Source organism: Oenococcus oeni, from assembly GCF_020510245.1.
Lineage (GTDB): Bacteria > Bacillota > Bacilli > Lactobacillales > Lactobacillaceae > Oenococcus > Oenococcus oeni.
Window position 1 is genome coordinate 156,806 of the sequence record NZ_CP084701.1, and the last position, 14,732, is coordinate 171,537.

General features: G+C 34.9%; 15 protein-coding genes and 2 tRNA genes. 16 read left to right on the top strand and 1 reads right to left on the bottom strand.

The annotated features are described in order from the left end of the window. Window positions 1–36 precede the first annotated feature (36 nt). From hslO to J3U91_RS00820, 3 genes are read left to right on the top strand one after another with little or no spacing between them, the layout of a single operon-like run. On the top strand, window positions 37–936 hold the full coding sequence (gene hslO / locus J3U91_RS00810) for an Hsp33 family molecular chaperone HslO (protein ID WP_002818100.1): 900 nt from the start codon (window positions 37–39) through the stop codon (window positions 934–936). 39 nt (window positions 937–975) lie between these two features. After that, window positions 976–2,466, top strand: a complete 1,491-nt coding sequence (lysS, locus tag J3U91_RS00815) for a lysine--tRNA ligase (RefSeq protein WP_002818101.1) — start codon at window positions 976–978, stop codon at window positions 2,464–2,466. Between the two features lie 45 nt (window positions 2,467–2,511). Next, window positions 2,512–2,874 carry a hypothetical protein gene (locus tag J3U91_RS00820; RefSeq protein WP_002817450.1) on the top strand — a complete coding sequence of 121 codons (363 nt, stop codon included), beginning with the start codon at window positions 2,512–2,514 and terminating at the stop codon, window positions 2,872–2,874. Here J3U91_RS00820 and J3U91_RS00825 read toward each other — a convergent pair. After that, window positions 2,866–4,236 (bottom strand): MFS transporter, encoded by a 1,371-nt coding sequence (locus J3U91_RS00825; protein WP_002818102.1) that lies wholly within the window; start codon window positions 4,234–4,236, stop codon window positions 2,866–2,868. The two genes, J3U91_RS00820 and J3U91_RS00825, sit on opposite strands and share 9 nt — an antisense overlap. A gap of 136 nt (window positions 4,237–4,372) precedes the next feature. On the opposite strand from J3U91_RS00825, the gene J3U91_RS00830 reads away from it, so the two are divergent. From J3U91_RS00830 to J3U91_RS00890, 13 genes are all read left to right on the top strand, one after another. Further along, window positions 4,373–4,445, top strand: a tRNA-Asn gene (locus tag J3U91_RS00830). Window positions 4,446–4,511: 66 nt separating this feature from the next. Next, window positions 4,512–4,584, top strand: a tRNA-Thr gene (locus tag J3U91_RS00835). Window positions 4,585–4,759: 175 nt separating this feature from the next. Further along, on the top strand, window positions 4,760–5,629 hold the full coding sequence (locus J3U91_RS00840; RefSeq protein ID WP_002818105.1) for an Rgg/GadR/MutR family transcriptional regulator: 870 nt from the start codon (window positions 4,760–4,762) through the stop codon (window positions 5,627–5,629). A gap of 814 nt (window positions 5,630–6,443) precedes the next feature. Next, window positions 6,444–6,923 carry a DUF805 domain-containing protein gene (locus tag J3U91_RS00845; RefSeq protein ID WP_002817453.1) on the top strand — a complete coding sequence of 160 codons (480 nt, stop codon included), beginning with the start codon at window positions 6,444–6,446 and terminating at the stop codon, window positions 6,921–6,923. 39 nt (window positions 6,924–6,962) lie between these two features. Next, window positions 6,963–7,793: an efflux RND transporter periplasmic adaptor subunit gene (locus J3U91_RS00850; protein WP_002818107.1), complete on the top strand. Its 831-nt coding sequence runs from the start codon at window positions 6,963–6,965 to the stop codon at window positions 7,791–7,793. Beyond that, entirely contained in the window at window positions 7,793–8,506 is a 714-nt protein-coding gene (locus tag J3U91_RS00855; RefSeq protein ID WP_002818108.1) for an ABC transporter ATP-binding protein, read from the top strand. Before J3U91_RS00850 ends, J3U91_RS00855 begins: the two co-directional genes overlap by 1 nt. A gap of 37 nt (window positions 8,507–8,543) precedes the next feature. Further along, window positions 8,544–9,653, top strand: a complete 1,110-nt coding sequence (locus J3U91_RS00860) for an ABC transporter permease (protein ID WP_002820711.1) — start codon at window positions 8,544–8,546, stop codon at window positions 9,651–9,653. Between the two features lie 114 nt (window positions 9,654–9,767). Then, the gene (locus tag J3U91_RS00865) at window positions 9,768–10,016 is read left to right on the top strand and encodes a hypothetical protein (RefSeq protein ID WP_002817457.1); all 249 of its coding nucleotides are present in this window, start codon (window positions 9,768–9,770) and stop codon (window positions 10,014–10,016) included. A gap of 54 nt (window positions 10,017–10,070) precedes the next feature. Next, window positions 10,071–11,564, top strand: a complete 1,494-nt coding sequence (locus J3U91_RS09915) for a hypothetical protein (RefSeq protein WP_002818110.1) — start codon at window positions 10,071–10,073, stop codon at window positions 11,562–11,564. Further along, window positions 11,551–12,078, top strand: coding sequence for a stage II sporulation protein M (locus J3U91_RS00875; protein WP_002818111.1), 528 nt, complete (start codon window positions 11,551–11,553; stop codon window positions 12,076–12,078). Before J3U91_RS09915 ends, J3U91_RS00875 begins: the two co-directional genes overlap by 14 nt. After that, on the top strand, window positions 12,075–12,401 hold the full coding sequence (locus J3U91_RS00880; protein WP_002817462.1) for a hypothetical protein: 327 nt from the start codon (window positions 12,075–12,077) through the stop codon (window positions 12,399–12,401). The genes J3U91_RS00875 and J3U91_RS00880 overlap by 4 nt, the downstream gene beginning before the upstream one ends. 250 nt (window positions 12,402–12,651) lie before the next feature. Beyond that, window positions 12,652–13,359 carry an ATP-binding cassette domain-containing protein gene (locus J3U91_RS00885; protein ID WP_002818112.1) on the top strand — a complete coding sequence of 236 codons (708 nt, stop codon included), beginning with the start codon at window positions 12,652–12,654 and terminating at the stop codon, window positions 13,357–13,359. A 208-nt stretch (window positions 13,360–13,567) separates the two neighbouring features. Continuing rightward, window positions 13,568–14,713, top strand: coding sequence for an SH3-like domain-containing protein (locus J3U91_RS00890; RefSeq protein ID WP_002818114.1), 1,146 nt, complete (start codon window positions 13,568–13,570; stop codon window positions 14,711–14,713). Window positions 14,714–14,732: the final 19 nt, after the last annotated feature.

Genomic DNA, 14,732 nt, shown 5'->3' on the forward strand with positions numbered 1-14,732 from the left:
ACGCGACTTTAGCTGGTCGCGTTTTTATAATAAATTATGGATTATTTAGCAAAAAGTATTACTAAAAATGGTCATTTTCGTGCCTATGTGGCTGATGCATCAAATGTTGTCAAGCAAATGACTGAAATGCATAAAATGAGTCCTGATGTAACAGTCGCTTTCGGACGAACCTTGATTGCAACTGCTTTGGTTGGAAGCTCTTTATTAAAGGAAGACGATCAAATGCATATCAGCATTAATGGTCGTGGGCCGATTGGACAAATTGTTACTGAGACCAATTCCAAATCAGAACTTCGTGGTTATGTTACCAATCCGAAAGCAATTGCCAAAACCAATACAAATGGTGAAGCAGATATTTCTAATCTTGTAGGTCTAAACGGCACTTTAAGGGTAACAAAGGTTCATCCGGGATTAGATCCCTATACCGGCGAAGTAAAATTAGTGACTGGCCAAATCGGTGATGATTTTACTTATTATTTGGCCCAATCCGAGCAAATACCGAGCGCTGTTGGTGTTTCGGTTTTTGTCGATTCAAAAGGTTTGGTTAAATCTGCCGGTGGTTTTTTGCTTCAAACTTTGCCTGGAGCTAATGATACTGAATTGGATTTACTGGAACAACATTTAAGAAAAATGCCGAATATTTCTTCAATGTTGGCCGAAGGGCTGAGCGCAAACCAGATTTTGGCACAATTGTTTGCCAACCTGAAAGTTGATATCCTTGAAACAATTCCATTAAAAACAGCTGATGAATTGCCAAAGAAATGGTATGCCGATGCAATTGGAACATTGCCAAAAAAAGAGATTCAAGCGATGATCGATGAAGATCACGGAGCGGAAATCGTTAGTCGTTTCACGGAAAAAAAATACAATTTTTCTAAAGAAGAATTAAAAAAGATTTTAGCCTTGAAAATGGATAAAAAATTGGGTGAAGAATAAGTTTCTGCTACACTATATAGGTATTGTTTAAGGGATTTTATGACAGAAAAAATAGATACAGAATTAAATGATCAACTCCGAGTTCGCCGCCAAAAGCTCCAAGCTTTGAAAGATGATTTAGGGATTGATCCTTTTGGTCATCGTTTTGAACGAGATTCATATGCAAAAGATATTCATTCTTTTGCTGATAACAAAAGTAAAGAAGAATTAGATGCTGCAAAAAAACATGTGATTATAGCTGGAAGAATCATGGCCAAACGTGGAGCAGGTAAAATTATTTTTGCCGATATTCGAGATGTTTCCGGAACGGTTCAGATTTATGCACGTCGTGATGATTTGGCAGATAACTATGCCTTGATTCGTCGGGCCGACCTTGGCGATATTTTAGGTTTTTCCGGTACAGTTATGAAGACCGATGCGGGCGAGACAACCATTTTAATTGATAAATTGACCTGGCTGTCAAAGGCACTTCGACCTTTGCCGGATAAATATCATGGTTTAACAGACATTGATACTCGCTACCGTAAACGCTATTTGGATTTGATTTCGAATCCAAAATCTTTTGAGGTTTTTATTAAACGCTCTAAAATTGTTAAAGCAATCCGAAATTACATGGATTCGATTGGTTTTCTAGAAGTGGAAACACCAATTTTACAAAATTCAGCTGGTGGCGCTGCTGCCCGCCCTTTTGTTACTCATCATAATGCACTCGATATCGATATGTATCTGCGGATTGCGACGGAGCTCTATTTAAAACGTTTAATTGTTGGTGGAATGGAACGCGTTTATGAGATTGGCCGTATCTTTAGAAATGAGGGTATGGACACGCGTCATAATCCCGAATTCACAACGCTTGAGTCTTATGGAGCTTACTGGGATTTGTCGGATGTGATGATAGAGACGGAAAATATTATTCGTGCCGCTGCCAAATCAATCAATGAAGATGGTTTCATTGACTATCAAGGCCATAAAATTGACCTTAGTAAGGATTTTGCCAAGAGGTCAATGACTGAATTGATTAAGGAAAAAACCGGAATTGATTTTGATAAGAAGATTGATTTAGAAACAGCGCGAAAATTGGCTAATGAAAATAATGTTAAATATGAAAGCTTCTGGGGCGTTGGCCATATCATTGCTGAATTCTTTGATACTTTTGTTGAAAAAAGTTTAATTGAGCCAACCTTTGTTTATCATTTTCCTTTGGAAGTCAGTCCGTTGGCTAAAAAAGAGGATAATAATCCAGATTTTGTTCAACGTTTTGAGTTATACATAGCCGGCGGCGAGTATGGCAATGCGTTTACTGAATTGAATGATCCAATTGATCAGCGCCAGCGTTTTGAAGCACAAGCAGCTGAGCGTGAAAATGGTAATGACGAAGCTGAATCAATTGATGAAGACTATATTGAAGCCCTTGAACACGGAATGGCGCCGACCGGTGGCCTAGGAATTGGGATCGACCGTTTAACAATGTTACTGACAAATCAGACTTCAGTTCGAGATGTTCTTTTATTTCCAACGATGAGAAACTAAAAACTTGCTTAGGCAAGTTTTTTTAATTGCTTTAGAATTATCTACATGCAAAATAATGAAAAAAAATCCGAACTGAATATTTTTTTAACCTCGATCCCAAAAGTCCTTTCAAGCAAAACTTCAATTATAATTTTTCTGCTTTTATTCGTTTATTTGGTTGTTTTTGGAATAATCGGCTTACTTCCGGCTTTGAAAGTACTTGAACCTTCTAATACGGCTCAATTAATTCTTGGTAATTACACAAACGTTCTTTCGGCATTAGGCGCTGCTATCGCTGCTGGCGTCGGTACTAGTGTACATAAACATGTTCGTGCTCATCGCCAACAGACAGCAGATTTACAGACAACCGTCGATCGTCTGGAAAAAGAAATTAAACAATTGTCAAAACAAATTGCTGATTCAAAGTAATTTGTTTGCTCGCCTATTCTTTATCCTCAGGACTAGAATTAACAGGATGGCAGCTAAAATTGCGCTGACAGCAAAGCTAGCGAGCATACCTTTCATTGACACCTGAAGTGGTTTTGAGACAAGAGTTAAGACCTGACTAATAATTAGAACGCCAATTACTCCGGCAATTTGGCGAACCGTTGTGATTAGGGCCGTCCCATGTGGAATTAAGTCTTTTTCTAAAGCATTATTTGCGTAAGTTACAGCTGGCATCATCATAAAAGCATTACCAGATTCAACAAGAGCGGCAAAAATGATTGCTAAAAGCCATAATTTTATTTGGCACGTGATTAAGAGGCCGAAAAACCCGATTAAAATCATTGCAGAACCAATCAACATTGTTGTTTTCAAACCGAATCGCTTCATTACTTCGACCGAGCGGCGATTCAAAATGCTTAAACTAATAGCAGCCGGGACCATCATTAGGCCTGACCAAAGGGCGTTTACTCCAAGGATTTTTTGGAAGTAAATTGGCATTAGAACCGTTGTTACGATTAGAGCAATATATGACCCAGCCGTTAGAAACATTCCTAAGCGAAAGGCAGCATTTTTTAAAACTCTTAAATCAAGCAGCGGTTCTTTAATTGAAAACTGTCTTTGAACAAAATATCCAAATAAAAGTAAACCAACAAAGAAAATAAAAAGCAATGAAATTGTGATTTTTGTAGTCATTGTTTGTAGGGCATAGAGAAGCATGACGAGTCCCATCAGACTTATTGAAGAAATAACATCGAAATGGTATGGCTCGTGCGGCATAACGTTTTTTATGAATTTTAAGGATAATAAAAATAAAATGATTAAAATAAGCAAAAAGAAACTGAAAACAGCCTGCCAATCAAAGATTTCCAGTATCACACCGGAAACGATTGGGCCGACGGCTAAGGCTGAACCCATTACCAATCCAACCAAACCCATTTGTGTCAAACGTTTTTCTTCCGGGGTAATTGACAGAATGACTGATTGAAAACTTGGAAAAAGCAGGCCGACGGCCGCCCCTTCCAACAGCCGGCCAATTACCAGCAGACTAAAGTTTCCAGCCGTGATTGCAACTAAGGTTCCAAAAAGGAAAATAATTTGCAAGCTCAAAAGAAAAGCCTTAAAAGGAACGTTTTTTAAGAACCAAGGCGATAAAGGCATCATCAAGACCATGACAAGCATGAAGCCGGTTGTCAGCCATTGGACGCTAGAAACGGCTACAGAAAAATGTTTCATTAGTGTCGGATAAATTGTTGTCATTGCAGATTGGCTAATTGAAAAGGTAAAACTGGTCGCCAGTAAAACGTTTATAAAAAATTTTTTTTGAATATCAGATAAATTGGACATACTCTCTCTCGTTTTCCCTGCTCAAAGCAGATAGATAACTAATTCGATTATATGACTTAGATTAAAGACTGTCTCTATCTGCTTGACCTTCATATGAAGATGTCATAAACTTAAATAGTTGTTTATTTCATACTATTCCGACTTAGCTCAGTTGGTAGAGCGCCTGACTGTTAATCAGGTTGTCGTCGGTTCGAGCCCGACAGTCGGAGTTTGCGGTCGGTCGATTTACGTCGGCTAACCGTTTTTTATTGAAAGATATAAAGTTATTTCAATTAGCCGACTTAGCTCAGTTGGTAGAGCATCGGTATCGTAAACCGGGGGTCGACGGTTCGAACCCGTCAGTCGGCAAAATCTTCGTGAAACAGCGTGATATTAAGCGAAACAAAGCTTGATATGACGCTGTTTTTATATACTTTTTGATTTGGTTTCGAAGAATATCTATAAAATTGTCTTCAATAGCATGTCTAAAGAATATAATTGTCGTTATTTTCCTTTTGTATAATAATATGTAATAATTTTAACAATGCAAAAGGCAGAAACTTTTAAAAAAGCCGGCCTGGTTTTCAAAAAGATTAGGAAGCAACGCAAGATATCGATCTCTTCTTTGTCTGAAGGAATAATTTCTCCTTCTTCGATTAGCAAATTTGAAGAAGGAAGAACGCAACTTAGTTTCATCAATTTGTCTCAATTGCTTATGCGAATGCATGTGAACTTGGATGAATTTTATTGCAAAGTTTATGCTGGACAAGTTGATAGTTATACCAGTTTTCTCAATCAAATTAATTATATTTATCAAAACAACGATCTTCCTGCCTTGAAAAAGATAGCAAATGAAAAAATCTCTCATTTTAAAGTCGATAGCAATTTTGATAATCTGATAGAATCATCTTCCGTTTGTGCCTTGATAAGAAGAGCTGATCCGAGTTTTCATGTTGATAGCGAGATAAAAAAGAGCTTATTCGATTATCTAGATAAAGTCGAACACTGGGATTTCATTGAATTTTCTGTTTTTAATAACTGCATGCTTATTTTCGATAATGAGATGATTGAGTCCGCCCTAAAAGAAATGCTTTATTTGAATTTGGATAATAATCCTAAAAATATTAGTAGAATAGTATCTGCCTTTTCCAACGCAATTGACATTTTTTATAGAAGGAAAGATTATCAAAAAGCTAAATTGTTGCTTGGACAAATTGAAAAAATTGTGGATGATCAATCCGATTTAATCAATAGATTCAAGCAGAAATTTTTTGATAATTTATTATCTTTGAATGAGAAACAGGCAGAGGAGGACAATTGTTTTTTGATTGAATTTCTTAGGCTTGTAGGATCCAATAGCTTGGCCACTTCATACGAAAAATACATTGAAAAGTATTCTTTTCGACAAAATTAGCATATGGGAAATATTAATCGCTTACATTTATAAAAAGTGGCTAATTTAGCGTTTTTTTATTTTTGCTCTAATTATCTATTAGACTTTAGTTACTAATTTGGAAGAAAGAATTGCTGCATAAAATTCTTTGATAATTAGTAAGAATTAAAAAAATTAGGAAATAAAATCAGCTTTGGAAAAAAACATTCCAGTTGGAAAATATTTTATTCCTAATAATTCTTTAAGCTTCTCACTGATTTTTTTGGATTATTATACTTGGGTTATTTGATTCGCCTATGATCATCCAATCATCGTAAAAACGTGCATATCGTATAGGATGAATTAAATGCATTTTGTTGCTTATGCTATGGTTAGTTCTCTTAAATATAATAAAAGCTGTTTAAATTGGCAATGTCTTAATTTGTTTAAAAAAAGTTATCTTTATTTACATTACCAATTCAATAGAATTGTGTCTTTCAAGCAAATAAATACTAAAAAGAGAAAAGTAATTTTATACTCTTTCGATCGTGATTTTTTGAACTCAATAAAATTGTATAAGTTGACAGTAATGTGTATTTGATAGGTTTAAATGCTTTTCTATAGTCCGTTTTGTGTTAACTGATAAATTAATAGATATTTATTAATTTATTGCTTTCTAAGTTAGCCATGCGCTTTTGGCTTTTTTTGCTTTTTCATTAGCTAAAAATTCAAATAAAACTGTAGAACTTTTACGGCTGTCTCTTTTACTCTAATGGTCACCTATGATTGCATACCCCCTAAAATCAAGCAAAGAAAAATAAATTAATTAAGGAAATATTCATTAAGGACAAATTTTATGTTAAACGCTTATAAAAAATACTGGAAGAATTATTTTAACTTTAAAGATAGTAGCAGCCGTTCCGATTACTGGTGGCTGATCTTGGCTAACGTGATCATTTTCACAATTTTACTTATTTTTTCAATCATAGCTATTATTGCTGTTTTTCCAAGTTTCTTGGAAGCGATTAGCGGAAGCAGCATTGCCAGCAAGAGTTCTTCTAATTCTTCTTCCGTTTGGATTTTTGGATCTTTATTAATTGCCGTTATTTTATTTGTTTTTGCCAATATCATTCCTGCGATTTCGCTCGGAGTTCGTCGGGTTCGGGATACCGGTCTTAGCCCTTGGTGGTATTTGATTAGTGTCTTAGCAACAATTCTTTATTATCTTGAACAGAGTACAAAACAAAGCTGGCTCTCTGGACTGTCGATTATTCTGCAAATTATTATGTTGGTTATTTTTCTGTTTCCTACTAAATATTTTCATAAGAACAAGTAGAAATCTTTTATTACGCTCAAATTTTCAGAAAGGGCCTCCATGTCAACGAAGCAAAATAAGTTTAAAAAAACGCATATCCTTGTAGCTGCTGTCCTATTATTAGCAGTTTTGATCTCTTTGATTGGGGGAGCTTTTATTAGTGGGGCTTTTAAAGTAAAGACCACTGAAACTAAAGATAGTAATCATAATTATCGGTTTTTGACTTTGTCTAATGATTCTTTATCATTAACCGGCAAAATCGTTGCAAGCCAATCGCAAACACTTGATCGACCGAATGGACGTTTAATTGCCTTAAAGATCAAAACTGGTGATACCGTCACTAAAAATCAGCTTTTAATGACAACTTACGATGGTAGCTATCATAATGTCTATGCGCCTTATAACGGTAGTGTCGTTGTAAAAGACAGTGAAGGTAACGCTAATATCGAAATTTATTCTGATCAATTGTTGTTATCGGCAAGTGTCTCTGAATATGACTATAGCAAGGTTCAAGTGGGGCAAAGCGTTCAAGTTGCTTCCATTGCAAATGGCTATGAACAGACGACGCAAATTTCCAGTTTGGCAAAAGACTCTCAGGTTTCTTCTCTTTCAACGACTGCTAAATATGCTTTATCGGCTAATTTGGATCGGGGATTTATTGATGGCCAATCAGTTAAAATCACTGTTTTAAGTAGTCAGTTTAAAATACCTACCGGAAGCGTTAAGAAGAATACTGTCTACTTGCTTAAAAATGGCAGAGCAATTAAACGAAGGATTAAAGCCGATAAGGAAAGCAGTTATTATTTGGTGACCAGCGGTCTTAAGACTGGTGACCGATTAATCCTTAATCCTGATAAGCGATTAAAAAATGGTTGCAAGGTGAATGAATAGTGATTTGCCTGTCGAATATTAACAAATATTATCATCAAGGGAAGAACGCTTATCACGTTTTAAAGAATATTGATCTAGTAGTTCGTGCAGGTGAATTTGTCGCTATTATGGGTCAATCGGGTTCCGGTAAATCAACTTTGATTAACATTATCGGTTTTTTGGATGACCATTTCGATGGTGACTATACTTTTGAAAAGAAAAATATCGCTCAAATGTCCCGCCAAGATTGTGCCCACTATCGCAATAGAAATGTTGGTTTTGTTTTTCAAAATTTTAAATTAATTAATAATTTAACAGTTAAAGAAAATATTGCCATTCCTTTGCTTTATGCAGGTCAAAGCTTTAGTCAAACTGAAGTCAAAATTGAACAGGCTTTGAATCAAGTTGGTTTGCACGGCTATCAAAATCAGTATCCCTTAAACCTTTCTGGTGGCCAGCAGCAAAGGGTTTCGATCGCCCGCGCTTTGATCAATAAACCAAAATTTTTAATTGCCGATGAACCTACCGGTGCTTTGGACAGCCAAACTTCAAAAGAGATTATTAGCTTGTTTACTCAACTGAATTTAAAAAGCAGTATGACAATTATTATGGTTACTCATGATTTAGCAGTAGCCCAAAAAAGTCAACGAATTATTCGCATTATGGATGGCACGATTGCCTCCGATCAGGAGACTGGTTATGAGAGTCGGTTAATTAATACGAACGGCACTTAAATCGCTGTTGACAAATAGAAAACGCAGTTTGTTAACTATGTTGGGTATTATCATTGGTATCACTTCCGTGATCACGATTATTTCTTTGGGAAACGGTGTTAAAAAGGCTACTTTAAAAAATCTTCAAGCCACAAAGACAGGCAAACAAACTGTAACAATCGATTACTATGTAAATGATAGCAATGATTATCAGGCTGGTTTTGACCAAGCAGACCATACTTTGTTAAAAAGCAAAAACGATTTAGGCGTGAGCAATGTAAAAATTCAAAGAGTAACCAAAGAATTCCAGATCACGGCCGTTATTTTTGATACGAACAAAAATTTAACTGCGACAGCTGTCAAAGATCGGCCAGGTGTCAGGCTGATTGCCGGCAAAAATATTAGTAGCTATGATAATAGTGTTCAAAATCAACGATTGTTGATTTCTAAGCAAACCGCTCTGAAAAACTTTAAAAGTATAAAAGGCACTCTGGGCGCTTCAATTCTAATTAACGGTCTTTCCTATACGGTTGTCGGTATTTATGCAAATAATAACGAGTCGCCTTATGACACTAATTTGATTCTGCCACAGGAAACCTATTTTCAAGGACAGGTCAACGATCAGGGCAACAGTGTTCAGATCACTTTTTCTAAGGGCAGCAAAATTTCCAAGAATACGGAGCACTTAGTTACACTCCTAAAAAAGAAAGGCAGCCATCGAAATAAAGGGGAGTATTCTTTTACCGACATGGGCGAACTCTTAAGCGGAATCGGCAAAGTTATTTCCGCTTTGACCTATTTTGTTAGTGCGATCGCCGGGATTTCCTTATTTATTGCCGGTATCGGTGTTATGAACATGATGTATATCTCGGTTTCTGAAAGAACCCAGGAAATTGGTATTCGGCTAGCAGTGGGCGCCAGTCCAAGAGATATTATGAATCAATTTTTACTGGAAGCCGTGCTCCTGACAACGTTTGGTGGCCTAATCGGCTTTGGGTTAGGTGTTGGGAGTGCCTGGCTGTTCTCACTGCTCTTGCCTTTTAAGGCTGTCACAACTTTTGGATCTTTCATTTTGGCTTTTAGCGTTTCCACGATTGTTGGTATAATCTTTGGTATTTTGCCAGCCAAACAAGCTGCTAATAAAAATTTGATTGATATTTTGAAATAAAGTTTTTTCAAAAAATTAATATTTTTCTCTCAATTTCCGTCTAATTACTATGAGTCGATCTTTATAATCTTTTTAAAAACGGTCGTCTCACAAATAAAACGAATAGAGGTTTTTATGTATAAATTGTCAATCGGAATTTTTGCTTTGACTGGAACTTTTGGAATATCTGCACAAGCCGCGAAAATGATTTATCCAGTTATTTATGCAGCTTTCGCAAGGGGATCACTCAGTATTGGACGATCAATTGCTTTGATTGCTGCAACTGGGGCCGGTTGCTTAATTGCAGCAGCAGTTATTGGAGCAGGTGGAATATTTATCAGTCGAAAATTGAAAGCGGGCAGAGGGGCAACTTTGGCTTGGTAAATAAAAAAATGTCACGTGGCCAAATTGATTTTGTGAATGCCTTTGAGGAAAAAAATGTTTAAAATTATTTATTTGGAATTGAAGGCCTATTGGCGAGAAACTTCATTTGATAAACTCTCTTTGCGATTAATTTTTCTTGTTTCTTTGACTTCTTTTTTTATTGTTTACGGAGCAGGTATTTTCTTTCAAAGTTATATTGCTTCGCATTGGATTTTTCTTTGCAATTGTTTATTATTTTCGACTGCTATTGGATGGAATGGCGGATTTGATCTTTTTAAATATTTTATTTTTTCTAAAAATAATAAATATATAGAACTTTGGCCGAGAAAAAAATATAACCTATTGATTTTAAAGTCTTTTAAATATGAAATTTTAGGCAATTCGGCTTACTTTGTTTTTCTACTAATTCTGTCGACCCCGTTATTCCATAATTTTCGTCCCTACCTACTTTGGACTATTTGCTTATCTTTGATCATTTATAATAGCGTTCGGAAATTCAGTCAGATTATTAATTTATGTTCGAAAAGTAAAGTGACTATCGTTTTTTGTTTCTCTGGAATCGTATATTTAGTCGAACTGCTAATGCTGAAGGATACTTTTTCGAATAATTCTGCTTTTGAAATTAATAATATTTTGAATGTAATTATCTCAATCGTTGAAAGAACGAGAAATCATTTTGACAAATATATTGACTATTCTTTTCTTTTTCCAATTGTGATGATCCTTCTTTCAATTTTAATATTTTTTTATTATGCCTTTGCTTCTAAAACAATAAATATTTTTAAGGTCAAGGAATTGTCAAAGCCTTCAGTTTTTTATAAAATTTTACTTTATAGTCAATTGACTAAAACTCCGCTTCATAGGAGAACGATTGAAAAAATAGAAACATCGGGTTATTGGAAAGAGATCCAGCAAGATTCACTTATGATTTTTCTAGTTGTCTTTTTTTCCTATTTGATTTCTTTTTTGCTTGGAGATTCTTTAGCGTATTCAGAGTTTGCAGTTATTTTTTTTACTGGAGTTTTTTTAATTAAAAGAATCATTTCTTTTCGAACGAATTTAAAAGGTGACTTATCCAATGAGATAATTGCACATGTTTTATCGCCTGGTTTTTTAAAAATATTAATAAAAAAATATGATTTTATAGTTTCTGTTACCGGAATCGCTGAAATTTTTGTGCTGATACTGGGAATGAATTTATTCAATTTTTCATTTACTATCTTTTTAAGAGAATTCTTTTTGCTGTCATTCCTTTTATTGGCCAATGTAAAAATTACTGGTTTATTTTCCGGACTTTTTTCAAGTTATAAAAATGAAGATTCTCTTTTGCCAATAATTGGTCTATTAATTTGTGGGGGATTTGTATCATTAATTACTGAATTTTTGGTAATGACTATATATTTTGTTCAAATAATAGATGCTAGCAATAATTGGATATTTTTCGCTCAAATGGTTTTTCTTTCTTTTATTTATTTAATTTCAGTTTTTTTGATCAACAGATACCAACGGTTTTTCTATGGAGAATACAAAAAATATGTTGCAAAATAAAATATTCATTAGACCGGATCGGGTGTTCAACATTTCAATGATTATCAGCTTATTTGTAGCGATTTTCTCTTTTATCATTGGAACTCAAATGACCGGTTTATTTCAACCGGATTTGTCTAGTGCCCAACTTACGATTTTTGAGGTATTCATTCATAATACGACGATATCCTTACTACTGCTTGTAGGAGTTTTTAGTTATGGATTTATCTCTTTTATTTTGATAATTTCAAATTTTGCTATTTTTGGCATGCAAATTAATACGATGATATCGCGCGTTGGTTTCCTTTTGATGGCTAACAAAATTATCTGGCATATTTTCTTGGAACTGCCGGCAATTATTTTGGCAGCGACTTTTGGTTTTTATTTATTTGTGTCGCAAATTATCCTGGAGAAAGATTTTAATTGGAAAAATCTCGGCCAGCAATTAAGAACGGTAATAATTTTAGTAATGCCTTTAAATTTTCTGGCAGCAGTGATCGAAACATTAGTCAGTAATCGGATTGGTGATTTATGAAAATTGATTGGCAAAAACACAAGATAAATATTTTTATTTTTGCTGTTGCTGCAATTTTTCTGCACTCAATAATTTTTGTTAGCTACGGCAACATTGGGAATACTTTTCTAGAGAATGCAATTTCGGTATCTAAGAATAGCGACTCTTCTTTGACTCAATTCTTCATAAATATTCACCGTGTTTACAATAATTTTTTAATTCAAGCTATTTTTCGTTCATTTTTATTTTTTATAAATTTCTTTTTAACTGGTCTATTTTTGAGATTGTCTTTTATATTTGAAAATAAACTAAGAAAATCTCTGCTTAAAAAAATAGTAGCCTAGAAAAAGATCTATTATTAAAGCTTGTTTTAATCAACGCTTTTGGTGAGTTATTTTTAACGTTAATAACGTTTTTATTCAAAAATCAATTAATTAATTTTTCCATTTTTGGTTACGATATATATTTACTCTTATTATTGCTAGTCAAATTAATTTACGGATTTATTCCTTATGCAAAAGAATCGAGAGTTTGTTCTTCTTTTGTTTTATACACTATTTTTAAAACAACTATTCTAATAGGGGCAATTGTTTAATGGCTTATTTATCTTTAAAAGAAATCAATAAAAGCTACGGCAGTAAAGTTGCGTTTCATCACCAGGATTTTTCATTCAGTAAAAACGAAATTGTTTTCTTTGTTGGAAAAAACGGTGTTGGGAAGACTACTTTAATGGAAATCATTGTTGGTTTGAATCAGATTGATGAAGGAGAAATCATTTTGGACAAGCGAGAGCTAAAAGTTCCATATGATTTATCGTCACGAGAAAAATTCTCTTTTCTACCTACGGAGGATCAACTAATTGATTTTTTGACTGCTAGGGAGAATCTTTCTTACTTTGCTGAGATATATCGGATAAAAAAATATCAAGATAAAATTGGTGATCTGATCAAGGACTATCAATTTTCTGATCAAGAGGGAAAACTGATCAAGGGTTATTCCAAGGGAATGAAACGCCGACTCAGTCTTGCCCTGATTGATTTGATTAATTCTCCAATCATTGTCTTGGACGAGCCTAGTCTTGGATTAGATATTTATAATGTTAATTTTTTGCGGAAGAAGTTGCCTGAATATAGAAGTGAAGGAAAGTTGGTAATTGTTACTAGCCATGATTTGCTCCTATGCCAACGCTTGGCAGATCGAGTCTATTTGTTTTCCGATAACAAAATAATTGAGTACCAAACTGGTGAGATCGACAAAATTGAACGGGGGATTTTGGATAGTTATGAAACAAACTCTTACTAGACTCTATTTCAGTGCATAAAGATAATTTTGATGAATTAAATATTACTCAATTTGAATTGGTTTTTATATCTAATAATTATTATTTTTATTAAGGCAATCTTTACATAAATAATACAAAGCCTTTCTTATTTCCTAAATCACGGTATGAAGCAACTATAATTAACCTAAAAACGTGATCGTGGCTTTTTGGGTGGGACAATAATTCTTTATGACAAGTAAATTCGATGTTTTTAAAAAAATAGCCTTGGTTTTATTCCTAAATTTTTTAACATTCTTTGTAGTTATCCAATTGCAGGGTAACTTGGATCAGGCAAATGCAGCAACAACTACAAACTCAACAGACTATGCTTCGATAGTTTCGAAAACATCTATCAATAAAACAGCAACTATTCTTGATTCAAAAAGAAATGATGGCGTTTATTTTAGTGGCCCGGCTTTGACCTCTGCATCGACGATGACAGCTAACGCTTCCGGCAATAGTTATAACGGCGATACTATTACGGTCGAGGAAATTAATCTCACCAAGAGAAGTAATGGCATTGAATACACCTATGCAGAAGTTTATGACTCAACCGCCAAAAAAACTTATTGGATTGACCAGAGAGCTATTTTGGCTTCAATTTCTTCGCAAACAACGGTCAATTATCAAGCGACAATTAATGATTCGGCAAGAAGTGATAAAACTTATTCTGCTCCAGCATTATCCTCATGGTCTTCTTTGACCGGCAGCACAAATAGTTATGATGGCGACAAAGTAACTGTTATTGCCTCTGCTGTCACTACAAGAGGAAACGGTACAAGCTATACATATTTAGAAGTTAAGTATGGTAGTTTAACATTTTGGATCGATAGTCGAGCAGTTTTGGCACAAATAACTTCGTCAATAATCGAAAATTATTCGGCAGTGATCGAAGAAGGAAATAGAACTGATGGGATTTATACCAATGGTCCAGCCTTGACCTCTGCATCAACGATGACGGCTAATGCCAGTGCGCCAAAATACGAAGGTGATCGGGTAACGGTGATTAAAAAAGATACAACCACTCGCGGGGATGGGCTTTCTTATATTTATTTAGAAGTTCAGTATGGCAGTTCAACATTTTGGATTGACTCGCGTGCTGTTTCAACGACTACTTATGATACGATCACAGCGACAAATACAACGCCTAATGAGTATGCGACGGTTATCTCCGGCAGAGCTGATGGGATTTATACCAACGGTCCCGCTCTAACCTCTGCGTCGACTTTGACTGCTAATGGTTCAATTACAGCTTATGTTGGAAACATAGTCGCGGTAACGCAAATCGATACAACCAAACGAACTTCCGGGGCAGTTATCAATATGCGAGAGTAACTGACGTGACTGCCGGGAA